General features: G+C 64.4%; 23 protein-coding genes and 1 pseudogene. 15 read left to right on the forward strand and 9 right to left on the reverse strand.

The annotated features are described in order from the left end of the window. On the forward strand, positions 1-399 hold the full coding sequence (locus tag IVB29_RS29645; RefSeq protein ID WP_247506916.1) for a hypothetical protein: 399 nt from the start codon (positions 1-3) through the stop codon (positions 397-399). Positions 400-529: 130 nt separating this feature from the next. Here the strand turns inward: IVB29_RS29645 and IVB29_RS29650 are convergent, their stop codons facing one another. Next, positions 530-1,087 carry an SET domain-containing protein gene (locus IVB29_RS29650; protein WP_247506917.1) on the reverse strand — a complete coding sequence of 186 codons (558 nt, stop codon included), beginning with the start codon at positions 1,085-1,087 and terminating at the stop codon, positions 530-532. A 162-nt stretch (positions 1,088-1,249) separates the two neighbouring features. Here IVB29_RS29650 and IVB29_RS29655 point away from each other — a divergent pair, with 162 nt between their 5' ends. Next, positions 1,250-1,855, forward strand: a complete 606-nt coding sequence (locus IVB29_RS29655) for a hypothetical protein (RefSeq protein ID WP_247506918.1) — start codon at positions 1,250-1,252, stop codon at positions 1,853-1,855. 15 nt (positions 1,856-1,870) lie between these two features. Here IVB29_RS29655 and IVB29_RS29660 read toward each other — a convergent pair whose 3' ends face one another. Further along, positions 1,871-2,599: a TetR-like C-terminal domain-containing protein gene (locus IVB29_RS29660; protein WP_247506919.1), complete on the reverse strand. Its 729-nt coding sequence runs from the start codon at positions 2,597-2,599 to the stop codon at positions 1,871-1,873. Between the two features lie 107 nt (positions 2,600-2,706). Here IVB29_RS29660 and IVB29_RS29665 point away from each other — a divergent pair, with 107 nt between their 5' ends. The 6 genes and pseudogenes from IVB29_RS29665 to IVB29_RS38595 all read left to right on the forward strand — a co-directional run bounded on the left by IVB29_RS29665 (position 2,707) and on the right by IVB29_RS38595 (position 6,986). After that, the gene (locus tag IVB29_RS29665) at positions 2,707-4,104 is read left to right on the forward strand and encodes a carotenoid oxygenase family protein (RefSeq protein ID WP_247506920.1); all 1,398 of its coding nucleotides are present in this window, start codon (positions 2,707-2,709) and stop codon (positions 4,102-4,104) included. Between the two features lie 62 nt (positions 4,105-4,166). Further along, complete coding sequence (locus tag IVB29_RS29670) at positions 4,167-4,430, forward strand: hypothetical protein (RefSeq protein WP_247506921.1); 264 nt, start codon at positions 4,167-4,169, stop codon at positions 4,428-4,430. A 75-nt stretch (positions 4,431-4,505) separates the two neighbouring features. Further along, the gene (locus tag IVB29_RS29675) at positions 4,506-5,081 is read left to right on the forward strand and encodes a hypothetical protein (RefSeq protein ID WP_247506922.1); all 576 of its coding nucleotides are present in this window, start codon (positions 4,506-4,508) and stop codon (positions 5,079-5,081) included. Between the two features lie 14 nt (positions 5,082-5,095). Then, a complete protein-coding gene (locus IVB29_RS29680; protein WP_247506923.1) occupies positions 5,096-5,647 on the forward strand; it encodes a septation protein IspZ in 552 nt (183 codons plus the stop codon). A 110-nt stretch (positions 5,648-5,757) separates the two neighbouring features. After that, positions 5,758-6,054 (forward strand): hypothetical protein, encoded by a 297-nt coding sequence (locus IVB29_RS29685; RefSeq protein ID WP_247506924.1) that lies wholly within the window; start codon positions 5,758-5,760, stop codon positions 6,052-6,054. Positions 6,055-6,069: 15 nt separating this feature from the next. Continuing rightward, positions 6,070-6,986 (forward strand): annotated as a pseudogene (locus tag IVB29_RS38595) (SH3 domain-containing protein). A gap of 161 nt (positions 6,987-7,147) precedes the next feature. On the opposite strand, the gene IVB29_RS29695 reads toward IVB29_RS38595, so the two are convergent. Then, a complete protein-coding gene (locus IVB29_RS29695) occupies positions 7,148-8,803 on the reverse strand; it encodes a fumarate hydratase (RefSeq protein WP_247506926.1) in 1,656 nt (551 codons plus the stop codon). Between the two features lie 246 nt (positions 8,804-9,049). Here IVB29_RS29695 and IVB29_RS29700 point away from each other — a divergent pair, with 246 nt between their 5' ends. The 3 genes from IVB29_RS29700 (at position 9,050) to IVB29_RS29710 (ending at position 10,745) form a co-directional block, all read left to right on the forward strand. Then, on the forward strand, positions 9,050-9,523 hold the full coding sequence (locus IVB29_RS29700) for a hypothetical protein (RefSeq protein ID WP_247506927.1): 474 nt from the start codon (positions 9,050-9,052) through the stop codon (positions 9,521-9,523). 256 nt (positions 9,524-9,779) lie between these two features. Beyond that, entirely contained in the window at positions 9,780-9,953 is a 174-nt protein-coding gene (locus IVB29_RS29705; RefSeq protein ID WP_247506928.1) for a hypothetical protein, read from the forward strand. 117 nt (positions 9,954-10,070) lie between these two features. Beyond that, a complete protein-coding gene (locus tag IVB29_RS29710) occupies positions 10,071-10,745 on the forward strand; it encodes an isoprenylcysteine carboxylmethyltransferase family protein (protein WP_247506929.1) in 675 nt (224 codons plus the stop codon). Between the two features lie 300 nt (positions 10,746-11,045). On the opposite strand, the gene IVB29_RS29715 is transcribed toward IVB29_RS29710, so the two are convergent. Further along, on the reverse strand, positions 11,046-11,750 hold the full coding sequence (locus IVB29_RS29715; RefSeq protein WP_247506930.1) for a glutathione S-transferase: 705 nt from the start codon (positions 11,748-11,750) through the stop codon (positions 11,046-11,048). A gap of 101 nt (positions 11,751-11,851) precedes the next feature. Between IVB29_RS29715 and IVB29_RS29720 the strand changes: the two genes are divergently transcribed. The 4 genes from IVB29_RS29720 to IVB29_RS29735 all read left to right on the forward strand — a co-directional run bounded on the left by IVB29_RS29720 (position 11,852) and on the right by IVB29_RS29735 (position 15,524). Further along, positions 11,852-13,009, forward strand: coding sequence for an NrtA/SsuA/CpmA family ABC transporter substrate-binding protein (locus tag IVB29_RS29720; RefSeq protein WP_247506931.1), 1,158 nt, complete (start codon positions 11,852-11,854; stop codon positions 13,007-13,009). A gap of 14 nt (positions 13,010-13,023) precedes the next feature. Beyond that, positions 13,024-13,848 carry an ABC transporter permease gene (locus tag IVB29_RS29725; protein ID WP_247506932.1) on the forward strand — a complete coding sequence of 275 codons (825 nt, stop codon included), beginning with the start codon at positions 13,024-13,026 and terminating at the stop codon, positions 13,846-13,848. 20 nt (positions 13,849-13,868) lie between these two features. Next, positions 13,869-14,708 carry an ABC transporter ATP-binding protein gene (locus IVB29_RS29730; protein ID WP_247506933.1) on the forward strand — a complete coding sequence of 280 codons (840 nt, stop codon included), beginning with the start codon at positions 13,869-13,871 and terminating at the stop codon, positions 14,706-14,708. 90 nt (positions 14,709-14,798) lie between these two features. Then, positions 14,799-15,524 carry a Crp/Fnr family transcriptional regulator gene (locus tag IVB29_RS29735; RefSeq protein ID WP_247506935.1) on the forward strand — a complete coding sequence of 242 codons (726 nt, stop codon included), beginning with the start codon at positions 14,799-14,801 and terminating at the stop codon, positions 15,522-15,524. Positions 15,525-15,534: 10 nt separating this feature from the next. On the opposite strand, the gene atzF is transcribed toward IVB29_RS29735, so the two are convergent. The 5 genes from atzF to fliR all read right to left on the reverse strand — a co-directional run bounded on the left by atzF (position 15,535) and on the right by fliR (position 22,894). Then, complete coding sequence (gene atzF / locus IVB29_RS29740) at positions 15,535-16,920, reverse strand: allophanate hydrolase (protein ID WP_247506936.1); 1,386 nt, start codon at positions 16,918-16,920, stop codon at positions 15,535-15,537. A gap of 168 nt (positions 16,921-17,088) precedes the next feature. Beyond that, positions 17,089-18,081, reverse strand: coding sequence for a TIM44-like domain-containing protein (locus tag IVB29_RS29745; RefSeq protein ID WP_247506937.1), 993 nt, complete (start codon positions 18,079-18,081; stop codon positions 17,089-17,091). Positions 18,082-18,301: 220 nt separating this feature from the next. After that, on the reverse strand, positions 18,302-20,881 hold the full coding sequence (locus tag IVB29_RS29750; RefSeq protein ID WP_247506939.1) for a PAS domain-containing protein: 2,580 nt from the start codon (positions 20,879-20,881) through the stop codon (positions 18,302-18,304). Between the two features lie 158 nt (positions 20,882-21,039). Then, entirely contained in the window at positions 21,040-22,116 is a 1,077-nt protein-coding gene (gene flhB / locus IVB29_RS29755) for a flagellar biosynthesis protein FlhB (RefSeq protein ID WP_247506940.1), read from the reverse strand. Between the two features lie 7 nt (positions 22,117-22,123). Further along, positions 22,124-22,894 (reverse strand): flagellar biosynthetic protein FliR, encoded by a 771-nt coding sequence (fliR, locus tag IVB29_RS29760; RefSeq protein WP_247506942.1) that lies wholly within the window; start codon positions 22,892-22,894, stop codon positions 22,124-22,126. Positions 22,895-22,905 lie beyond the last annotated feature (11 nt).

Below are 22,905 nucleotides of genomic sequence, written 5' to 3' on the forward strand. Positions count from 1 at the left end.
ATGATTGACGCATCCACCTTCCTCCGCCGCGCCCTGCTCGCCGACGCGATCTTCAGCGGCGTCGCTGCGCTCGGCTTCACCTTCGGCGCCGTCGCATTCGCAGCGCTATTCAACCTGCCTGAAGCGCTGCTACGCGAGACCGGCCTGTTCCTGATCGCCTACACCGCGCTGGTTGGCTGGCTAGCCGCGCGCGCTGTGGTGCCGAAGCCGCTGGTGCTGCTGGTTGTGGTCGGTAACGCCGCATGGACGGTCGGCAGCATCGCGCTACTGCTCTCCGGCGCGGTCTCGCCGAACCTAGCCGGCGAGCTCATGGTCGTGGCGCAGGCGATCGCCACCGGCGTGCTCGCGGAGCTGCAATATGTGGGATTGCGCAAGAGCGGGAATGTGGTGGCAGCGTGAGGCCACATCACTTGCTGTCGTCGCCCGGCTTGACCGGGCGACTCAGTCCTCCGAGACAGTAGACGCATACGGGTAAGCTGCGGCGTACCGGATGCCCCGCTTTCGCGGGGCATGACACCGCGGTTAACGGCTATGCCCGCTCGCCGTTCTTCTTGCCAACGGCCTTACCATTGAGCTTCTTCTTTTTGGCCGCCTTCGTGCCGGCCTTCCCTGCTTTGCGTTCCGCGCGCGCCTTCACCTTGGCGCGCTCGACCCGCGCCTCGGCGCGCAGCTTCTTGCGCTTGGCTTCGCAGGACGGGCACTTGCAGCCGATCGGCTTCAGATAGGCTTTGAAGTAATCGGTGCCGTAATCGTAGTTGATCTCGTCGCCCGGCTCGATGTTCCTGATGGCGCGGATGAAGACCTTGCGCTCCCGCGGCCGGACGTCGGATTCGGCGTTGGGCCGGCAGGAATGGTTGATGTAGCGCGCGAGGTTCTTGCGCACCGAACCGTCGATGGTCCAGCGGTTATTGAGCTCGAACAGATATTTGTTCTCGATGGCGTCATGCGCGGGAATCCGCGAGTCCAGGATCGGTCCGTAATAACGGATGATCCGGGTGCCTTTCTTGATCGGCATGGTGGCGAAGAGGCCGAGTCCGGTCTTGGAACGGCCGACACGATAGGATTTGCGGGATGCGATGTCTGGCATGATCGAGAGAATGAGGACGCGAACGAGGCCCGATGCCTCAAGCGAAGCCGCTCTTCTAGAACGATTCCGCGCCGCTGTCAGGTATATCCCGCCCTTGTTTGAACCTTGCCCACAATGAAGACGTCTGATGGTACGGAGTTCCCGCTGCATCAGGGCGTTGTCATGAAGCGTATTGCGTTCGTTTGCCTGGCCGTGCTGCTTGCCTGCTCGCATGCTGGCAATGCCGACGCCCAATCGCTGGGCAGTACATACACGTCTGCCGCGCCAAAAGACTGCCGCCAGATCGGCAAGCCCAGCGAGCTCGATGGCAGCACGACGCGGGTGTGTCCGGGCAAGGCCGGGCTCGTGGTGCTGATCTCAGAGGACGATCTTCGCGAAATCGTCTCGGTCGGCCGCAACCGCAAGGTGGCAGCCGGGGAGCCGGCGGCACAGGTCTGGTTCGGCCCGTTCAATTCGTCGGAGAACACCGTCGAATGGCGCGCCGCGGGCGCAAAGCCTTTTGCGATCATCCAGCGCTGGCACATCGCCGATGGCACCGACCTCGACAGGCAGGGCCGTCCGAACACCAAGGCCATGCTGGTCGTGACCCGGCTGCCGCCGGGGCCGGTCTGCCATGTCGCCTATATCGATGCCATCGCCAATCCGAACGCCAATGAACTTGCGCGCAAGGCCGCGGACGATTTTGCCCGCGGCTTCAACTGCGACAAGGACGAGGTGGAGATCGTCGGCACAAGCGGGCGCGCGGTTGAGCTGGCGACGAGGCGCTAGGGCTATCCCGATCGATCAGGGGCCGGGCAGCTTGCCCGTGACCGGCGCCATCAGCATCGTCTCGAACAGGCGTTCGGGCGTCGTGCCCTCCGGCAGCCGCCCCAAAATGTCCTCGAGGCGCCCATCGAGCAGCAGCATGGTGAAGCCGTGCACCATCGACCAGGCACGCGCGATGGCGGCGCCCTGGTTCAGCGTCAGCGCATCGCCGCTGATCTGCTCCTGCCGCATCATGCCGATGGCATTGGCAAGCCCGGCGAAAGAAGCTTCGGCCGCCTCGTTCAGCGAGGGCCGGGAATAATCGAGCCGTTCGGTGCGGAACATGATGCCATACATGCCGGGATGGGCCTGCGCATAGGCGACATAGGCTTTCGGCCGCGCCAGCGCGCGCGCGAGCGGCGTGGTCGCAGCATCGCAGGACGACGCCATCGCGGCGTTGAACTGGCGGAAGCCGACGGCCGCAAGCTCGCTGAGAAGGCCGGTAAGATCGCCGAAATGATGGGTGGGCGCGGCATGCGAGACACCCGCCTCGCGCGCCACCGCGCGCAGCGTCAGGCCGGAGAGCCCGTCGCGCTCCAACACCCGCTCGGCGGCCTCGAGCAACGCCTCGCGCAGCGCGCCGTGATGATACGGCGTCTCGGCCTTCGCGGCCGCTGGCCGTCGCGCAGGACGCGACGGTGTGGCTGACGCCTTCTTCGGAGTGCGCGCGACGCGCGCGGTTTCAGTCCTGGTTTCACTTTTGCCCATGCGCCAAGCTATATGACGCAATATTGACAGTGTAAAGATTTCGCTTGACCAGAACCGCCGGCAAGGTTATTTCATCTTTACGATGTAAAGATAGGGAAGGATACGCTATGCAGCAGGCTGCCGTCACAGAGCGCCGCAATAATATCGCGCCGATTCCATTCGAGGCCGACGCGCCCGTCCTGAAGATCGTCGGCGAATTGCCGCGCGAGCTGAACGGGGTGCTCTATCGCAACGGGCCCAATCCGCAGTTCGATTCCCCCGGCGCGCACTGGTTCGTCGGCGACGGCATGCTGCACGCCTTCCATCTCGAGAACGGCCGCGCCAGCTATCGCAACCGCTGGGTCCGCACGCCGAAATGGCTCGCCGAGCACGATGCCGGCCGTGCCCTGTTCGGCGGCTTCGGCCGCAAGCTGCCGGATGCGCCGGCGACCATCACCGACGGCGGCGTCGCCAACACCAACATCATCTTCCATGCCGGCAAGCTGTTGGCGCTCGAAGAAGCGCACCTGCCGACCGAGATCGAGCCGGGCACGCTGGCAACGCGCGGCTATCACAATTATCAGGGCCGCGTCGCCGGTAGTTTTACCGCGCATCCAAAGGTCGACCCTGTGACCGGCGAGCTGGTGTTCTTCGGCTACAACGCCGCGGGGCCGCTGACATCAGCCCTCTCTTACGGATCGATCGATGCTTCCGGCAAGGCCACGCGCTTCGAACGCTTCGAGGCGCCCTATGCCAGCATGGTCCACGATTTCATCGTCACCGAGAACCATGTGCTGTTTCCGATCCTGCCCATTACCGGCAGCATGGAGCGCGCGATGAGCGGACGGCCGCCCTATGCCTGGGAGCCGGAGAAAGGTGCTTATGTCGGCGTGATGAAGCGCAACGGCACCGCGAGGGACATCGTCTGGTTCCGCGGCGAAGCCTGCTATGTCTTCCACGTCATGAATGCGTGGGAGGAGGATGACCGCATCGTCTCCGACGTCATGCAGTTCGAGGAAGCACCGCTGTTTACGCATCCCGACGGCACACCCACCAATCCCAACAAATCGTTTGCACGTCATTGCCGCTGGACCTTCGATCTCTCAGGGAATACCGACCGCTTCCAGCAGATTTATCTCGACGACCTCACCGGCGAATTCCCCCGCATCGACGATCGCCGCGCCGGATTGAAGAGCCGTCACGGCTGGTACGCCTGCGCCAACCCAAAGCTGCCGATGTTCGGCGCGCTGTCCGGCATCGTCCATGTCGACGGCGCCGGAAAACGGCTCGGCCATTATCTGCTGCCGGCCGGCGACACCATCTCCGAGCCGGTGTTCGTCGAGCGGTCGAAGGACGCGGCGGAAGGCGACGGCTGGTTGCTCGCGGTGGTCTGGCGCGCGCGGGACAACCGCAGCGACCTCGCCGTGTTCAACGCCACTGATGTCGAGGCCGGTCCCGTCGCGCTGGTGCAACTCGGCCACCGCGTGCCCGACGGCTTTCACGGCAATTGGGTGGGGGCGCAGTAACGCGTCGTCATTCCGGGGCGACGCGAAGCGTCGAGCCCGGAATGACGGTAGAGGAGTTTTTCATGCACATGCCCACGATCACCGCAGACTGCCTCGCCTTCCTCGCTTTGACCTGCACCGCGCTCGCACTCCAGATGATCCGGCCGCGGCGAAGCAGCCCTGCGATCTTCAACGGCGGCATCCTGCTCGCCGTGGGCCTCTTGATCGCCTCCGCGCTGCCGATCCTGTCGCACCTGCCCTGGGCGGAATTGGCCGAGGAGGCATCCGACCAAGCCATTGCAGCGCTCCATCTTTTAGAGGTTACCTACGTCATTTTGACACTGTAAAGATTTCACTTGACCCGGCCTCGCGCCTGAACTACTTATCTTTACATCGTAAAGATTAGCCTGACCGAGCAGCCCATGGCGATTTTCCTGATCCTCGCGCCCTACGGCGCTTACACCTTCCTGATGCTGGTGACGTCAGCCATTTCAAGCGTGTTCACGGCCTCCGCGATCTGCCTCGCCACCGTCGCAATCGATGTTGCGCGCGGCCGCTCGGCGAAGATCCTGGCCGTGGGCTCGGCGATCCTGTTCGCTGCCATCGGCCTCTACCTCGCGCTGATTGACCCGAAGCTCGGCACACTCGGTGTCAAGCTGTCGGTCGATATCGGCATCTTCGTCATCTCGCTCGGCTCGATGCTGGTGCGCCGTCCGTTCACGCTGCAATACGCGGTTGAATCGGTCCCGGCCGAAACCGCGGCGATCCCCGGCTTCCTCACCGCCAATTACATCATCACAGGTGCCTGGACGGCAGCCGCGCTGCTGATGGCGGCCGCCAACATTGCCCTGCTCTACTTCCCCGGCCTGCCGCTCTGGTCGAGCCTTGCAGTCGCCTTCGCTGCCCGCAACAGCGCGATCTATTTCACAAAGTGGTATCCGGAATATCGCCAGATCAAGTACGGTACGCCCGCCCGCGCGCTGCCCCAATCTCATTGAAGACAGGACAGACGATGAAAGACGTATTCCGCCGGCTCGTCTCCGACTTCCTTTCCACCATCGTCTTCGTGGTAATCTATCTCGCGACCGACAACGTCATCCTCGCAACGGCGGTCGCCATCCTCGGCGCCATCGGCCAGGTGGTATGGTCGCGGATCAAGGGTCAGGCGCTCGGCTACATGACCTGGGCAAGCCTCGGCCTCGTCATCGTGCTCGGTGGTGCAACGCTGCTCACCAACGATCCGCGCTTCGTGCTGGCAAAGCCCGCGATCGGACATGTCGCGATCGGCTTCATCATGCTCAAGCGCGGCTGGATGCTGCGATACCTGCCGGCGATCGTGACCGAGACCATTCCGGAATACGTCACCGTCGCGGGCTACGCCTGGGCCGCGCTGATGTTCGTGCTCGCCGCAGGCACCGTCGCGGTCGCCATGACGGGCGACCTGAAGCTGTGGGTCTTCTATATTTCGGTGGTTCTGGTCGGCGCGAAGATCACCGCGTTTGCCATCCAGTACGTCGCCTTCCGCCTCCTCGTCGGCAGCCGCATTCGCGCCGCGCGCGCTTGAGACCGCGTCAAAGAGAGCGTTAGGCACGCCCCGCGAGTTAGGCTATAGGCGTCCCTGGCGAACCCAGCGGATTGTCGCAAGGCGCCCGGAAAAAAAGTTGGGAGACGCGAATGGCCGTGGACGGCAACTGGAATCTGACCATGACGACGCCGATGGGCGAACGCCAGGCGACGCTGACCTTGCTGAGCTCCGGCGGCACACTGACGGGCACGCAGGGCGCCGATGGGAATTCTGCCGAGATCTTCGACGGCACCATCAGTGGCGATGCCGTCAATTGGAAGGTTTCGATCACCAATCCGATGCCGTTGACGCTAGAATTCATCGGCACCGTCTCGGGCGACAGCATGAGCGGCGAGATGGGCATCGGCCCAATGGGCAGTTTTCCGTTCACGGGCACCCGCGCGTAAGCCCGCGCTGCACCGATGCGCGTGCTCCGTCTCATCGCTGCAACGATCCTGTGTGTCGCGACACAAGCGCGCGCGGATGACACCGAACCGGCGTGGCGCGCAAGCGCGCTCGCCATGGTGCCCGCGGGCTATGTCGCAGGCCTCGCCTATCGGACCGATGGTTCGTCCGGCGACCTTGCCGTTTATCCCGCAACGTCGAACGATCCGAAGACGCCGGCCAGCGTGTTCGCCGCGCGTCAGGCCCTCATCGTCACGCTGACGCCGGATGCGGCGCGCGCGGTCTCAGCCGAGCTGAAGCCGCGCCGCGGGCCGGATCCTGACAACGACGACACTGACTTCGCAAAGCTGCACGCCGACCTCTCAGCCAAGCGCGCAACGCTGCCTGACGGCACCGAGCCCTGCGATCTCGGCGCCTGGTCGATCGACAAGGATCCAAGCGGCCTCAACGTGCGCGCCGAGCCGTCGGCAAAGGCGCGCGTGCTCGGAACGCTGCCGCCGCCGTACCGACTCAAGCTCGGCGGCAGCGAGAACACACCCGACAGCGGCTGGCTCACCGAATTCCGCATCATCGGTTTCAAGGACGGCTGGTTTCTGATCTGAAGGCGCAAAACCGCCGGGCAAGGACTACGAAGACGAGAAACGATATCCGCGCAGCGCGCCAAAGCCCTATGCGGGGCGCGGCTGGGTCGCGTCGAACAAGGTCGGCGCCGCCTACGCCAATGGCGCCACGCGCATGGGCGGACTTTTCCAGGCGCCCTTCGTCGATGCGAAGTGGATGCCGGCCCAGCGCGAGCTCGGCGGCGCGATCGACCGACGGCGGCCCGAAGCGCATCTTTGCCTGCAGCGGGCTCTGGGGTCTGGTCGAGAGCCAGGACGGCGTCCGCGGCTGGTGGCGCTCGCTGTGCTCGAACCAGGTCACGAATTGCAGTTAGCTCTCTCGTCTCCCTCGCCCCGCTTGCGGGGAGAGGGTTGGGGTGAGGGGGAGTCTCCGCGAGGACGGTGACAGTTGGACTCGTGGAGAGTCCCCCTCACCCGGACTTTGCGCCACGCGCAAAGTCCGACCTCTCCCCGCAAGCGGGGCGAGGTGAAGAGCTCAGCCTAAATTCAGCTCCTTGAAGAAGTCGTTCCCCTTGTCATCGATGATGATGAACGCCGGGAAGTCGACGACTTCGATGCGCCAGATCGCTTCCATGCCGAGTTCGGGATATTCGAGCACCTCGACCTTCTTGATGCAGTGCTCGGCGAGGTTCGCCGCCGCACCGCCGATCGAGCCGAGATAGAAGCCGCCATACTTCTTGCAGGCCTCGCGCACGGCGGGGGCGCGGTTGCCCTTGGCCACCATCACCATCGAGCCGCCGGCGGCCTGGAACTGATCGACGAAGGAATCCATGCGGCCCGCGGTGGTCGGACCGAACGCGCCGGAGGCGTAGCCCTCGGGCGTCTTGGCCGGACCGGCGTAATAGACCGGGTGGTTCTTGAAGTAATCCGGCAGCGGCTCGCCCCTCTCCAGCCGCTCGCGCAGCTTGGCATGGGCGGAATCGCGCGCGACGATCATGGTGCCGCTCATCGACACCCGTGTCTTGGTCGGGTACTTCGAGAACGTCGCCAAAATGTCCTTCATCGGCTGGTTGAGGTCGATCTTGACGACCTCGCCGCCAAGCGACTCCTCGACCTGCGGCAGGTATTGCGCCGGGTTGTGCTCGAGCTCTTCCAGATAGACGCCGTCCCTGGTGATCTTGCCGAGCACCTGTCGGTCGGCCGAGCAGGACACGCCAAGCCCGATCGGCAGCGAGGCGCCATGGCGCGGCAGGCGGATCACCCGCACGTCGTGGCAGAAATATTTGCCGCCGAACTGCGCGCCGACGCCGAGCGACTGCGTCATCTTCAGGATTTCCTGCTCCATCTCGATATCGCGAAACGCGTTGCCGTCAGGCGAACCGTGTGTCGGCAGTGCGTCGAGATAGCGGGCGGAAGCGAGCTTCACCGTCTTCATGCAGAGCTCGGCCGAGGTGCCGCCGATCACGATGGCGAGGTGATAGGGCGGGCATGCCGCGGTGCCCAGCGTCAACACCTTCTCCTTCAGGAAGGCGAGCAGCCGGTCCTTGGTCAGCACAGAGGGCGTTGCCTGGAACAGAAAGCTCTTGTTGGCGGAGCCGCCGCCCTTGGCCATGAACATGAACTTGTAGGCGTCATCGCCCTCGGCGTAGATCTCGCACTGCGCCGGCATGTTGTTGGCGGTGTTCTTCTCCTCGTACATCGAGAGCGGCGCGACCTGCGAGTAGCGCAAATTGCGACGCAGGTAAGCATCGCGCGCGCCTTCCGACAGCGCGGCCTCGTCGTCACCGTCGGTGATGACGTTGCAGCCCTTCTTGCCCATGATTATCGCGGTGCCGGTGTCCTGGCACATCGGCAGCACGCCGCCGGCCGCGATGTTGGCATTCTTCAAAAAGTCCAGCGCGACGAATTTGTCGTTCGGGCTCGCCTCGCTGTCCTCCAGGATCGCGCGGAGCTGCTTCAGATGGCCGGGCCGCAGATAATGGTTGATGTCGCCAAAGGCCGCCTCCGACAGCGCCCGCAGCGCCTCGCGCGACACCACCAGCATGTCTTTCCCCAAAACCTTCTCGACCCTGACGCCCTCGGCCGTGATCTTCTTGTAGGGCGTCTCGTCCTTGCCCAGGGGAAACAGCGGGGTGTGCTTGTAGGGCGGAACGGGTTTTGCGGGGTCGGGAAAAGCGGTGGGAGCGTTCATGGAGCGAATCTCGGGGTTTTGGAGCCCTCTCGGGCCTCTCAGCATAGAAGCGTTCTAAGCTTTTTTCCCGTAAAGGGAAGGCGTTCCGGCGCGGTCGGGGCATCCCGATTCGGCGGCATGGCGGCCCTCTTCCGGCGAGGACCAGCCGGGCCGCGAGCCCATCATGATGCTCGGGAAGACTTCGGCGCACCCCTTGCGCTTCGCCTCCGCCGACGCTTGAATGCGCGGCCTAAGGGGCTTTCCATCATGATTTTCAAACTGAACGTCCGCGGCGCGATCCTGGTCGCCGCCGCCATCACCGGCCTTGTGACCCTCGCCTCGCCCGCGCGCGCCGATCGCTGCGACGACAGCGCCAAGGAGCTGTCGAACCAGGTCGACCGCCTCAAGGTGAACTTTCGCGCCGCCAACGTCGTCTACCTGACCCATCCGGCGGCCAAGGAGTTGTCCGTGGCCTGCCGCGGCGACAAATATTCCATCGAGCTCTATGCCAAGGGCGATCGCAAGCCGACGCCGGAGTTCTTTGCGCTGGTCGGATCGATGGCGGCGATCGTCTTCACCGTGACGAAGGACGACACCACGACGGGCGCGACACGCTGCCTGAAGCGGATGGGATTGTTGCGCGGTGACAAGGTCGTCATGCGCTACCGGCGTCTCAATATGGAATGCACCCGCACCAAGACGGACGCGTCCATCGTGATCACGCGCGGCAAGGACGAGTAGAAGGGCGCTCGCTCTCTCCTCGTCTTTGCGAGCGCAGCGAAGCAATCAAGAGTCCCTCTGCGGCGACAGTCTGGATTGCTTCGTCGCAAGGGCTCCTCGCAATGACGAGGAGAGGGCAAGCGTCCCTCGAAATCATACAACGCGAAAGCGGCCTCATCCCGCCACACCAAATCCCTCGCATTTTAACGATTGGCTTGACGGAAGTTTCGTCCCTCGCAGGGCAAGGTCAATTGTTTCCATGTGTGAGGATTTGTGGATGAGTGTTTCGACCGTAGCACCGCCGCCGATCGCGATCGTGGTGCCGAGCTACGACACGACCAAGCAGCAGGACGACCAGAGCAAGACCAAGGACAGCGACCCGACCTACAAGCCGACGCCGCCCGCGCCGCTGCCGCCGGGTCAGGGCACGCGGATCGATCAGCTCGCCTGATCAGGCCCATCAAGGATGAAACGCCCGATCCAGTCGATCGGGCCTTTCGCGTGTCCGGCCGCATCTTTGCCGGATAGCGGGCCCAACATCGTGCGCGGCTGACCCTGAGATCTGCGCATGATCGCAAAACTGCTGTTGCAGAATACGATCACTACCGTCGGGATGGGCGCGCTGCTGTTCGCGTGCGCCGGGACCTTGCACTGGCCGTCGGCCTGGGTGTTCCTCGCGACCTGCGGCCTGCTCGGCCCGCTCTGCGGCTGGTGGCTTTATCGGATAGATCCCGCGCTACTCGCCGAACGTCTGCGGCCGGTTTTGCAAAGGGACCAGCCTGCGGCCGACAAGGTGTTCATGACCGTGTTCGTCGTCGCGATGCTGGCCTGGCTAGCGGCGATGGGGCTCGACCGGCGGCATCTCGCCTCGGACATGCCGGTTGCGCTCCAGGTGCTCGGCCTGGTGCTGTACCTCGCCTCTACGCTGTTCACCCTCTGGGTGTTCCGCGAAAACTCGTTCGCCGCGCCCGTGGTGAAGCTGCAAGCGGAGCGCGCGCAGCGCGTGATCTCGACCGGGCCCTACGCACATGTGCGCCATCCCATGTACAGCGGCATGATGTTGTTCTTCGCCGGCGTGTCGCTGCTGCTGGGCTCGTGGTGGGGAGTGGCGATGACGCCCGTCTTCCTCGTCCTGTTCGCGGTCCGCATCCGCATCGAGGAGCGCACGCTGCGCGAGGGCTTGCCGGGCTATTCCGACTATGCGACGCGCGTGCGCTATCGCCTGCTGCCTCGCGTGTGGTGAGTGCGCATCACTCCCCTCGGCACTGCACGGAAAAGCGTTCGCTCTCCTCCGATCGACTGACGTCGCCGCAACCGAACCCCGCTAGAGGGAACCCGCACCCATTCAAGGGAGACGCGACGATGTTCTGCAAACCCCCCTGCCCCGACGAGCATGAGCTCGCTCCCGTCCCCGATGATTCAAACCATCGATCTGGCCCGGAGCGCGCACAGATGCTCGGGAGCCACGACGCGTTCGGGCGACTGATCGCGCCTGAAACGGCCGGTCCGGAACGGGGGCTGCCGCCAGCCCCCTCCGGACCGGCTAATCGTCGAGCTCCTTGTAGCGTCGGAAGATGCCTTGCTCGTTGAACGGAATGCGGCGCTCGCTTTCGAGATAGGCCTTGATGTTCGGCCGCGCGGCAATGCGGTCGCGCAGGCCGACGAGGCCCGGGATGTCTTTCTCGAACGCCTTCATACGTCTGGGAAAGGCGTAGCGCAGCCCGTCGACGATCTGGAACAGCGAGAGATCGACGTAGGTGAGCTTACGGCCGGTGACATAGGCGCCGCCCTTGTTCTCAAGGAGCTGCTCGAAATAACCGAGATATTTCGGCACGCGCTCCGTCCAGAAATCGGCCGTGCGCTTCTTCGCCGCCGGCTTCTGGTCCTCATAGTAGAGCGAAGGCCCGAGCGGGTGATGGGTGTCGTGAATCTCCAGTACGAGATCAGTGATCGTTAGCTGAAGCTGGTGCAGCCAGAGTTTGCCGGCCTCCGTCTTCGGCGCGAGCCCATGGCGGGCGCCGAGATAGAGCAGGATGTTGGCGGTCTGGCCGATGACGAGCTTGCCGGCTTTCAGGAACGGCGGCGCAAAGGGCGGCGTGCCGTGCGCGTCCATCATCTTCATCATCGCAGCCGTCCCGCGCGCCCCCCGCGCGACGTCGACGTAAGCCGCCCCCGCCTCCTCCAGCGCCAACCGCACATATTCGCCGCGGCCCTGGATCTCGGGCCAGTAATAGAGCTCGTATTTCATGGGAGGGGGTCCGTGAGCGTTGGGGGGGTCCCGACCAACGTAGCACGCGGCGGCGGCGCGGGCGCCCCGAAAGCCGTGTCGATTAATTGCTTCCCGGGACCGTGGCGCCGGGCGAGCATACCAATGTGGGACGATCCTCAAGCGATCGCCCAGGGGAGGACGCGGGATCTGCTGCGGGACCGTTCGGGGCGGTATCCGCGATCACATCGGGGCTGCCGCCGAGCGCGGCGCGAGGGGAGATCGTCATGCACTGGAACACCGTCCGCCCAATCGCGGCAATTGCCGGTTATGCCTCGCTTTGCTGCCTCGCCATTGGTCTTGCCATCGGTCCGGACCGCGCCTCGGCCGCGGAACTGCTCAAAGCCCGGCTGGCGCAAAATCTCGGACCTATCTCCGGCCTTGCGATCGTCGCCAAATCGAAGGGGATTTTCGAAAAGCACGGACTGGACATCACGGTCTCGAACTTCACCTCCGGCAAGCAGTGTCTGGACACCGTGATCGGGGGCGGTGCCGACATCGCGACGACGGCGGAGGCCCCCGTCACCGCTTCGGCGATGGCAAACCAGCCCATCGCCTTCGTCGCCGGCATGGAATATTCCGATCTCAAGACGCTCGTCGCGGCCAAGGCCGGCGTCAAGACCAAGGCAGATCTTCGCGGCAAGCGAATCGGATTCACGGCCGGCACCGGTAGCGAGGTTTACACGGCGACCTTGCTGAAGTCGGCGGGATTGACGCCCAAGGATGTCACCCTCGTCAATCTGCGGCCGCAGGAGATGCTGCCGGCACTTGCGGCCGGAAGCATCGACGCGTTCGATACCTGGGAGCCCCACGTCGCCAACGCGAAGAAGGCCCTGGGCGAAGCCGTCGCTGAGGTCGATACAAAGGGCACCTACTCCGAGACGTTCAATATTGTCGTCATGAGGTCCTACCTGGACGCCAACCCTGCCCTGGTCGAGAAGTTCATCGCCGCACTGATCGATGCCGAGGTCTGGATGAAAGCACACCCGGATGAAGCGATCACGGCCGTGGCGGAGGCGGTCGGCATGAAGCGGGATGAACTCGCCCCGATCTGGGCCGACTATGTTTACCGGGTGCGTCTCGACGACCGGTTGATCGAGATTCTCAAGACCCACTCCGCATGGCGCCTCGAGAGCGGCAACCATCCTCCGGGAGCGGTGATGCCCGACTTCAGCAAGGTCGTCGTCACCGAGTCGCTGAAGAAGGTCGATCCCACACGCGTCACCCTGTCGTGGAAATAGGCGCCCGCACGGCCATGCAGGAAGCCACTTCAACACGACGCGCGATTGCCATCCGCACCGGCGGTCGCGCGCGGCGGCCGGATTCGGTTCGTCTTCGCCGTCTCAATATTCTGGTCGGGGCGCTGTCGCTTCCCTTGTTCGTCTGCCTCTGGGAACTCGTCTCCCGCTCCGGGGCCGTCAACATGGTGCTGTTCCCGCCGCCGACGGTGGTTGCTGCTGCCGTGCTCGAGTGGATACGTAGCGGACAGTTCTTTGGCGATCTGCTGGCCAGCCTCTTTCGCGTCACCACGGGGTTCATCATCGGCGGCGCGCTCGGCATCCTGTTCGGCATTCTCACCGGCCAATTCCCCGTTATCTCGAGCTTGCTGTCTCCGCTATTCCATATCCTGCGGCCGATTCCGCCGATTGCCTTCGTGCCGATCGTCATCCTCTGGTTCGGCCTGTCGGAGGCGGGAAAGCTGTTCCTCGTCGTATGGGGCGTGTTCTTCACGGTGTGGCTTTCGACCCACATCGGCGTGCAGAAGGTCGACCGCGGCCTGGTTCGGGCGGCGTTGATGCTTGGCACGCCCCGGCGGCAGATGCTGCAGGAGATCGTGCTGTTGGGCGCGCTTCCCTACATCGTGGTCGGGCTGCGCACCGCCGTCAGCATCTCCTTTTACACGCTTGTCGCGGCCGAACTGGCCGGCGCTTTCGCCGGCATCGTCTATAGGATCGAGATTGCGCAGCAGAATTTGCAAACCGGCCAGGTCATGGGCGGGCTCGCAGCGCTCGGGTTGATTTCGTTCATTGCCGACAGGCTGTTTGCGGCTCTTGCGGAACGGCTTGTCTGGTGGCGCTGATGTCGGGACCTCGATCGAGCATGAAACTGGCCCTGGCAAGTTCGTCGGCCTCCGTCGAGGAGGTGCGGAAACAACCGGCCATTCAGGTCTCGAACCTGAGCATCGTTTTCGACACCAACCGCGGGCAGAACATCGCGGTGGATCGCGTTTCCTTTGACGTGGCGCCCGGCGAGTTCGTTTGCATCGTCGGGCCTTCCGGCTGCGGCAAGTCGACGGTGCTCAATACGATCGCCGGACTGGAAGTGCCGTTTGAAGGCGACATCCTGGTGGAGGGCGCGCCTGTCTACAGTCCGCGCCCCGATGTCGGCATGGTGTTCCAGCAGCCGCATCTCTTTCCCTGGAAGTCCGTCCGCAGGAACATCGCCCATGGCCCCAGGATGCTTGGAAAGTCCAGGACGGAAGCGAATGCCATCGCCGACAATCTGATCGCGATGGTCGGTCTCACGCGTTTCGCCGACGCCTATCCGAACACGCTGTCCGGCGGCATGCAACAGCGCGTGGCGATCGCGCGCGCGCTGGCCAATCAGCCCCGCGTGCTGCTGATGGACGAGCCCTTCGGGGCTCTCGACGCGCAGACCCGGGCGGTGATGCAGGACAATCTGCTGGCGCTGCGCGACCGGATCAAGGCGACGATCGTGTTCGTCACGCATGACATCGACGAAGCCATCGTGCTGGCCGACCGCGTTCTCATCATGAGCGCAGGACCCGGCCGCATCTTGCGCGAAGTCGCGGTCAAGCTGCCGCGCCCGCGGTCGAGCTCCGTCATGCTCGAGCCGGCCTATCTTGCCCTCAAGAAGGATTGTCTCGACGTCATCCGCGCAGAAGGGTTGCGGGCGTTCAATCAGTCGGACGCGAACTGATCGCCGGAGCCCGCCAATCGTGAAGCGGATCGCAACGGGCTGGCATGGTTCTTGAATAATCGACGCCGGGTCTCACATGCGGAGCCGGCGATGCACAGGGCGAACAGCGCGATAGCGGCGGGTGTGATGCTGGCGGAGTCGGACGGTCTGGTCAGACCGCTGCCGGGCTTGCTGGATGGTCTCAACCGCGCTGATTGCAATCGCTTGCGTGCGATCGGCCGCGAAAAGCTCCTGGAAACCGGCCAACTGGTTTGGTCCCAGGGCGACGCACAGGCCGGGATCTACCTGATCAGCGAGGGGCGCATACGCAGCTACTATGCGGCGCCGTCGGGGCGCGAGGTTACGCTCGCCTACTGGTTTCCCGGCAACTTCGTCGGCGGCCCCGACATCTTCGGAACCGGCCCGCACATGTGGACATCGGTTGCGGCCGAACGCAGCCGGTTGACGTTCATGCCCGGACCGGCGCTGCGGCGGCTTGCGCTGGAATCGCCGACGATCGCCGTCGCCTTGCTGGATGCCCTCGCATTCAAGGCGCGATGCTATTCGGCGATGGCCCAGATGCTCGGAACACGCTCGGTGACCGAGCGGCTGCACAGCCTGCTGATCTTCCTGTCGCACGTCTACGGCGTGAAGCGCGACGGCGAAATCGTCGTCGGCATGCCGTTTACCCACGGCGACCTCGCCAATCTCATCGGGTCCACCCGCCAATGGGTGACGGTGCAGCTCGCGCGGCTCCAGGAGGACGGCGTGATCCGATACGACAGATCCATGATTTCGATCCTGGATCTTTCCATGCTCGGGCAGTCTGCGGAATAATATCCGTGCTTCAGCCGCCCGGTTTTAATTCGAACGCCGCTCCGCCTGCACTGGCCTCGAACCGCCGCGCCAGTCCGATCAGCGCGCGATCATGCCAGGCCGGTGCCAGCAGGGTCACGCCCATCGGCATGCCGTTCGGCAATGTCGCGTTCGGAATAGCCACGCCGCAGAGATCGAGCAGATTGGCAAAGTACGAGTAGTAGCCAAGACGATTGTTGAGGGTGATCGGATCGCGCTGCATCTCCTCCAGCGTGAACGGCCGCGGTGCGGTCGGGACCACAAGCGCATCGATGCCCGCAAAGATCGCCTCGGCGTTGCGGCGAAGCCGGTGCAGCCGGTGAATGGCACCAAACGTGTCGGTCGCCGAATAACCTGCGGCTGAGCCCAGCACGGTCCTCGTGACATCGAGCAAGGAACTGGATTCGACGTCCACGAGCGTAGCGATGGCCGAGTGCCGCTCCGCCACCCAGGGACCGCTGAACATCAACTCCCCGGCTTGGCGGAACGGGGCGAAGTCCACCTCGATCGCCGTTCCGCCGATCTGCGCAAAACGCTCGCAGGCGCGCTCATAGAGTTCGCCGCATTCCGGCATCCCGAAGCATTCGAGATCTGCCGACGCAAGGCGGCCGAACCGGAACGATGGCGCCGCCCCGTTGGCGGGGAGAAAGGTTCTGGGCAGGCGGCTGTAGGGATCTTCGAAATCGAACCCTTCGATGATGTCGAGGATCGCCTCGCCATCGCTGACGCTATTGCAGAACACCGAAACGCAATCGATCGTCGGGCAATTCGGCACCAGCCCGCGTGATGACACCAGCCCAATTGTCGGCTTGATTCCGACGATGTTGTTGAACCCGGCAGGTATGCGCCCCGAGCCGCCGGTATCGGTGCCGAGCGCGAAGACGACGTGCCCGGCCGCCACGGCGACCGCGGACCCGGAACTGGAGCCGCCCGCAACATAGCGCGCATCGGCCACCGATGCGCAGGCACCATGGGGCGAACGTGCGCCAGACAGGCCTGTGGCGAACTGATCGAGATTGGTCTTTCCGAGGCAAATTGCGCCGGCCGCGGTGAGGCGTTCGACGCTGTGCGCGGAATGCCAGGGCGTGTAGCTGAACGCCGGACATGCGGCAGTGGTCGGCATTCCCTCGACATCGATATTGTCCTTCACGCCAAAGGGAATGCCGAGCAGCGGAAGATTTTCGCCCGTCCGCGCGCGCGCCACGAGCTTACGGCATTGTTCGAGCGCCTCCTCCCGCGGGCGGAGATGGATCCAGCAATTGCGGTCGCGCTCGGCCTCGATCCGGTCATACGCCGTTTCGATCGCCTCCAGCAGCAGGGACGAATTCCTGACGATGGCCTCGTGATTTGTCCTGGAGCGCGCGACAGACTGGTTCACCGGATATCTCCTTCTCCAACTCGCAGGCGCGAAATTGCGGGAGCTCGGCGCGGCCAACAAGCAATTAAGTGCTTCGCCCGAATGGCCGCCTGGAGAGGAAACGTGCCGCCCAAACAAAAAGGGCGCCGTGCCGAGGCACGACGCCCTTCCATGTCGCTACGTCTGCGATCAGTTGGTCTGCTGGATCGCCGACAATTCCCAGGCACCGCCCGGACGGCGGGCGAAGGTCCAGACTTCGGTCGCCTCGCCCGGCTGCTCACTGCCGGCGACGATTGCGCCGGTGTTGCGGTCAACCGTCTTGTCGGTGAGCCCGAAGCGCAGCGCCACCGTGGCGTAGTCGGTCTCGCCTTCGCGCCAGGATTCCGCGAGGTCGCCCTGCAACAGCTTCACATTCGTGACCTTGTTGACGACGTTGCGCGCGCGGTTCTCGCCGAGATCCCGCTCGAAGTAACAAACCATCTCCGGGGTCGCCAGCGTGTGCAGCTTGGCCACATCCTCGTTCGACCACGCAGCCTGGACATCGCCGAGCAGGCGCTCGAACGCCTCATAATCGTCAGGCTTGATCTCGAGCGGCGCGTTGTTGGCACTGCCGAAACCGAAGCCACCGATACCGCTGCGATTATTCGTCTGCGGTCCGGGACCGGCAGCGGCGTTAGCATTTGCATAAGCCGCCTGCGGCGTGTGGCGGCGCTGCCACCACGACATCGCCAGCCGCACCACGAACACCACCAGCACGATCTGGATGATCAGGCCGAAAATCGACGACAGGCCACCGAGGCCGCCGAACAGGCCGCCACCGAACAGCATGCCCAAGAGGCCTGCGCCGAGGAAGCCGGCTGCAAGGCCGCCCATGAAGCCGCCGGCGCGACCGAACAGGCCGCCGCGTGCAGGCGCAGCCGCGGCCGAATTCATGCCTGCACCCGGCTGGGTGTAGGTGCGGTTGAACTGCGAGGCCGAGCCCGGCGCCGTCGTGGTCGACGGCGGGGCCGAATAGGTGCGCGAACCGCGCGAACCCGAGGACATGCCGCCGCCGACGCGGGCGTCAGCGGACGAGATGGCGAGCGCGGTCGGCAGCGCAAGCGCCAGCACGACGGCAATCGTCTTGAAGAGAGTGCGGGACCGTTGCGAGAAAGTCATGTGCGTTTCCCAAATCCCCGGCATGGGGACGTATCCATAAGATGGGCAGACTTCCCCAAAAGTGAAGACGGTTTCGGAACCCATGGCTGCGGCCCTCAGTCGCGGGGATGTGGCAAAAGCCCATATTTGACGGGGGGTTGCCGGGGGGCGGGGGAACAATGGTCTCGGGTTACCGGCGGGTTAACGCGGTGAATTCCGCTTTTTCCCCCGTCCTCGACGGAGAACGAGGAAAGACCGCGCTGACCTACCCCGCCTTCGCCATCGTCTCCTTCACCGCCGCCACGAGCTGGCTCAGCGTGAACGGCTTCGGCAGGAAGTCGAACTGCTGGCCCTCGGGCAGGCTCTTCTCGAAGGCGTCCTCGGCGTAGCCGGAGACGAAGATGAACTTGATGTCGGGATTCTTCTCGCGCATCGCCTTGAGCAGCGTCGGGCCGTCCATCTCAGGCATCACGACGTCGGAGACGACGAGATCGATCCCGCCGCTCTGCTCGTCGAGCAACTCCATCGCCTCGACGCCGTTCTCGGCCTCGACCACGGTGTAGCCGCGCGAGCGCAGGCCGCGTGCGTTGAGCGCGCGAAGACCCTCTTCGTCCTCGACCAGAAGGATGGTGCCCTGCCCCGTGAGATCGGTGCGCGGCTTCGCTTCCGCAGCGGACGCGGCTTCCTTCGCGGCGCCATTGGTGGCGACAACCGCCGCCGGCTGCTCGACCTGCACTTCCGGCTCGGCATGATGGCGCGGCAGGAAGATGTGGAACGAGGTGCCCTGCCCCGGCTCGGAATCGACGTAGATGAAGCCGCCGGTCTGCTTGACGATGCCGTAGACGGTCGAGAGCCCGAGGCCGGTACCCTTGCCGACTTCCTTGGTCGAGAAGAACGGCTCAAAGATCTTGTCGCGAATGTCGGCGGGAATGCCGGTGCCGGTATCGGCAACCTCGATCCGCACATAGTCCGCAGCCGGCATGCCCTTGTAGGCGAGCTTGGCGGCTTCTTCCGCGGTGACGTTGGCGGTGCGGATGATCAGCTTGCCGCCTTCCGGCATGGCGTCGCGCGCATTCACCGCGAGGTTGACGATCACCTGCTCGAACTGGGAGACGTCGACCTTGACCGGCCAGAGGTCGCGGCCATGGATGGTCTCCTGCTTGACCTTCTCGCCGATCAGGCGCCGCAGCAGCATGGCGAGGTCGGAGAGCGCATCGCCGAGATCGAGCACCTGCGGCCGCAGCGTCTGCCGCCGCGAGAACGCCAGCAACTGCCGCACCAGGGTCGCAGCGCGCGTCGCGTTCTGCTTGATCTGCATGATGTCCTGGAACGACGGGTCGGTCGGCTTGTGCGCGTTCAGCAGGAAGTCGTTCGCCATCATGATGGCGGAGAGCACGTTGTTGAAGTCGTGGGCGATGCCGCCGGCGAGCTGGCCGACCGTCTCCATCTTCTGCGACTGGTTGATCTGGTTTTCCAGCGCACGCCGCTCGGTGGTCTCGAGCATGTGGACGATCGCCGCTTCCGCGTCGTTCTCGGCCCCGTCGACCGGCGTGACGAAGAACTGGCCCCAGCGCTCCTTGGTGCCTTCGAGCGCGACCTCGACCGGCGCGATATCGGCCTGGTTTTCGGCCGCCTGGTTGATGGCTGCGATCAGCAGATGACGGTCGCGCGCATTGACCGCGCGGAAGATCGATTTGCTGCTGGTGTCGAGCCCGAGCGCCTGCCCGAGCTTGGCGTAGCGTGCGTTGGCGCGCACCACATTGCCGCCGCGGTCAACGGTCGCGATCGCCATCGGCGTATGGTCGAAGAAGCGCATGAAGCGCACTTCGGCGGCACGATCAGGATCGCTGCGCTCGTCGCGGGCGCGGCTGATGACCAGCGTGCGCGACGGCCCCGGCGCACCGTCGGCACCGAAGGCGAGCTTGTGATAGAGCCGCACCGGCATGGTCTTGCCGGTACGCATGCGCAAATCGATGTCGAAGACCTCGGTCTTCACCTCGCCCGGCACCGCCACGATCGCGGTGAGCAGCGAGGCGCCGTCGCCGGAGACGATGTCGGTGAGCTTCAAGCCGCCCGAGCCGATCTCGGCGAGATCGTAGTCGAGCCAGTTCGCCAGCGTCGCGTTGACATAGGCAAGCTCGCCGGCCGGATTGACCGAGAAGAAGCCGCACGGCGCGTGATCGAGATATTCGATCGCGTGCTGGAGTTCCTGGAACACGTCCTCCTGGCGCTCGCGGTCGCGGGTGATGTCGGAGATCGACCACACCGCATACTTCGTTTCGCGCTTGCCGGTGCCGAGCGGGCGCACGCGCATGCGCAGCCAGCGGCCCTGGCTGCCATCCTGGCCGGAGATGCGCACCTCTTCCTGCTGGCGCTTGCCCTCGCGGGCGGCCTTGAGCAGGCGGAACACGGCTTCCGAGACGTCGGGGTTGCCGATGAAGACGCGCTCGACGGGGCGCACCTCCTGCGGACCGGTGGCACCGGTCAGCGTCAGATAGGCGGCGTTGGAATAGACCACATGGCCGCGCGGATCGGTCACCGCGAGGCCGTCGAAGGCGTGGTCGGCGATGCGGCCCATCACGGGATCGTCGAGATTGCGGTCGACGAAGCGGATGATGCCGGCGGCGAAGGCGAACAGGTTGAACAGGCCGACCATCGCCAGCACGGCAAGGATACCGAGGATATAGGGCTGCGCAGCCGCACGCCCGAGCGTCATCAGTCCGATGGCAACCGCGACCAGGCCGGCGGCCACCAGCAGCACCAGCACAATGCTGCCCGAGCGCGGCGACGGCTCGTGCGCCGCAACGGGCTCTCGCGTGAGGTCGTGATCGGTCTCGGCAGTCATCTCAAACTGGCGCAGCCTGTCGGCAGAGAATCAACGCGCTAAGCAGCGCGCGGGGTCCTCCCTGCCTGAATTGGACCCGCAGACGCAAGGGCAGCGAAGGTGAAAGGTACGCTGATTCCCAGATTACAGCCATTTCCGGTGTTTTTCGGGTGTTTTTATCACCGCCCGGCGCCGAAGCCGCTCTTCAGCCGCATGACGTAGCCGATGATTTCGGCGACTGCATGGTAGTGCTCGGTCGGGATTTCCTGGTCGATTTCGACGGTGGCGTAGAGCGCGCGGGCCAGCGGAACGTTCTCGACGATCGGGATGTCGTGCGCCCGCGCGACTTCCCGGATCTTGAAAGCGATATTGTCGACGCCCTTGGCGACGCAGATCGGCGCAGACATGCCGCGCTCGTAGGACAGTGCGATCGAATAGTGGGTCGGGTTGGTGATGATCACGGCGGCCTTGGGAACCGCTGCCATCATGCGCTTCCTGGAGCGCTGCTGGCGCAATTGCCTGATCTTGCCCTTGATGTGCGGGTCGCCTTCGGACTGCTTGAACTCTTCCTTGATCTCCTGGAGCGACATCTTCTGCCGCTGGAACCAGCTGCGATACTGGAAGAAATAGTCGCCGATGGCGATGATCGCGAGCGCCGCAACCACCGCGCCGAGCAGATGGATGGTCAGGCTGGTGGTGGCACCCAGCATGGCTGCCGGATCGAGCTTGACCATCGCCTCCATGCGATGCCGCTCCGGCCACAGGATCGTGGTCATGACCACGCCGAGCACGATCAATTTGCCGATGCCCTTGAGAAAATTGGCCGCCGCCTGCTTGCCGAAGATGCGCTTGAAGCCCTCGGCGGGCGACAGCTTGCTGAATTTGGGCGTGAGCGATTCGGCCGACCACACCAGCCGGTGCTGGAGCATGTTGCCGGCAATGGCTGCCAGCACCAGCATCAAGAGCGGCACGCCGAGCGCCGCGAGCACGGCGACTTCGATCTGCTGCATCAGCACGAGCAGAGCCCTGCCGTCGGTCTTGATCATCCAGGAGTTGGCGAGCAGGTTGCGCATCGGCGTCATCAGCCCGCTGCCGACCGAGCCCGAGAAGGTCGAGACCACGAGCGTGCCGCCTGCGATCATGAACCAGGTGTTGATCTCCTGACTTTTCGCAACGTCGCCGCGTTCGAGCGCTTCTTCGAGACGTTTTTGCGTCGGGTCTTCTGTTTGACTCTCTGGATCGTTGTCTTCCGCCATCGATCACCTATTTCAGCGGCATCATCTGGTGCATGACACCGATGAAGTAATCCAGATACGTGCCCATCATCGCCGTGAGCACCACGGCGAGCACCAGGAAGCCGGCGAAGATCGAGAGCGGCACTCCGACGAAATAGACCTGCATCTGCGGCATCAACCGCGCCAGCACGCCAAGCCCGATGTTGAAGACTAGGCCGAACACCAGGAAGGGCCCCGAGAGCTGCAGGCCGAGCAGGAACGCCGCGGAAAAGGCGCGCGTCGCAAGCGCCGCAACATCGCCGCTCGACACGGTCTCGCCCGGCGAGAAGATCGTGTAGCTGTCGTTCAGCGCTGCGATCACCAGATGATGGCTGTCGGTGGCAAACAGCAGCGTCACGCCCAGCATGGTCAGGAAATTGCCGACCAGCACGCCCTGCTGTCCCTGCGTCGGATCGACCGAGGTGACGAAGCCGAGCCCCATCTGCTGCGCGATCACGGCACCGGCGACCTGGAGCGCCGACAGCGTCACGCGCGCGGTTGCCCCCAGCACGATGCCGATCACGATCTCATGCAGCATCAGCACCAGCAGTGGCGCCAGCGAGCCCATGTCGACCTGGTAGGCGTTGCGGTGCAGCGGCAGGATGATCAGCGTGAGCAGCAGCGCGATCGACAGCTTTATCCGCGTCGGAATGTTGGTCTCGCCGAGACCCGGCAACAGCATCACCATCGCACCGATCCGGGCGAAGGCGAGCATGAAGGAAGCGGCGAGCGCCGGCAGCAGCGAGACGTCGATGCGCATGACGGACGCAC

The sequence above is a fragment of the Bradyrhizobium sp. 1 genome, assembly GCF_023073315.1.
Taxonomy (GTDB): domain Bacteria; phylum Pseudomonadota; class Alphaproteobacteria; order Rhizobiales; family Xanthobacteraceae; genus Bradyrhizobium.

Coding starts and splice junctions, on each gene's coding strand:
- IVB29_RS29645 (WP_247506916.1), top strand. CDS start 1: ATGATTGACGCATCCACCTTCCTCCGCCGCGCCCTGCTCGCCGACGCG.
- IVB29_RS29650 (WP_247506917.1), bottom strand. CDS start 1,087: ATGCCAGACATCGCATCCCGCAAATCCTATCGTGTCGGCCGTTCCAAG.
- IVB29_RS29655 (WP_247506918.1), top strand. CDS start 1,250: ATGAAGCGTATTGCGTTCGTTTGCCTGGCCGTGCTGCTTGCCTGCTCG.
- IVB29_RS29660 (WP_247506919.1), bottom strand. CDS start 2,599: ATGGGCAAAAGTGAAACCAGGACTGAAACCGCGCGCGTCGCGCGCACT.
- IVB29_RS29665 (WP_247506920.1), top strand. CDS start 2,707: ATGCAGCAGGCTGCCGTCACAGAGCGCCGCAATAATATCGCGCCGATT.
- IVB29_RS29670 (WP_247506921.1), top strand. CDS start 4,167: ATGCACATGCCCACGATCACCGCAGACTGCCTCGCCTTCCTCGCTTTG.
- IVB29_RS29675 (WP_247506922.1), top strand. CDS start 4,506: ATGGCGATTTTCCTGATCCTCGCGCCCTACGGCGCTTACACCTTCCTG.
- IVB29_RS29680 (WP_247506923.1), top strand. CDS start 5,096: ATGAAAGACGTATTCCGCCGGCTCGTCTCCGACTTCCTTTCCACCATC.
- IVB29_RS29685 (WP_247506924.1), top strand. CDS start 5,758: ATGGCCGTGGACGGCAACTGGAATCTGACCATGACGACGCCGATGGGC.
- IVB29_RS29695 (WP_247506926.1), bottom strand. CDS start 8,803: ATGAACGCTCCCACCGCTTTTCCCGACCCCGCAAAACCCGTTCCGCCC.
- IVB29_RS29700 (WP_247506927.1), top strand. CDS start 9,050: ATGATTTTCAAACTGAACGTCCGCGGCGCGATCCTGGTCGCCGCCGCC.
- IVB29_RS29705 (WP_247506928.1), top strand. CDS start 9,780: ATGAGTGTTTCGACCGTAGCACCGCCGCCGATCGCGATCGTGGTGCCG.
- IVB29_RS29710 (WP_247506929.1), top strand. CDS start 10,071: ATGATCGCAAAACTGCTGTTGCAGAATACGATCACTACCGTCGGGATG.
- IVB29_RS29715 (WP_247506930.1), bottom strand. CDS start 11,750: ATGAAATACGAGCTCTATTACTGGCCCGAGATCCAGGGCCGCGGCGAA.
- IVB29_RS29725 (WP_247506932.1), top strand. CDS start 13,024: ATGCAGGAAGCCACTTCAACACGACGCGCGATTGCCATCCGCACCGGC.
- IVB29_RS29730 (WP_247506933.1), top strand. CDS start 13,869: ATGAAACTGGCCCTGGCAAGTTCGTCGGCCTCCGTCGAGGAGGTGCGG.
- IVB29_RS29735 (WP_247506935.1), top strand. CDS start 14,799: ATGCACAGGGCGAACAGCGCGATAGCGGCGGGTGTGATGCTGGCGGAG.
- IVB29_RS29745 (WP_247506937.1), bottom strand. CDS start 18,081: ATGCCGGGGATTTGGGAAACGCACATGACTTTCTCGCAACGGTCCCGC.
- IVB29_RS29750 (WP_247506939.1), bottom strand. CDS start 20,881: ATGACTGCCGAGACCGATCACGACCTCACGCGAGAGCCCGTTGCGGCG.
- flhB (WP_247506940.1), bottom strand. CDS start 22,116: ATGGCGGAAGACAACGATCCAGAGAGTCAAACAGAAGACCCGACGCAA.
- fliR (WP_247506942.1), bottom strand. CDS start 22,894: ATGCGCATCGACGTCTCGCTGCTGCCGGCGCTCGCCGCTTCCTTCATG.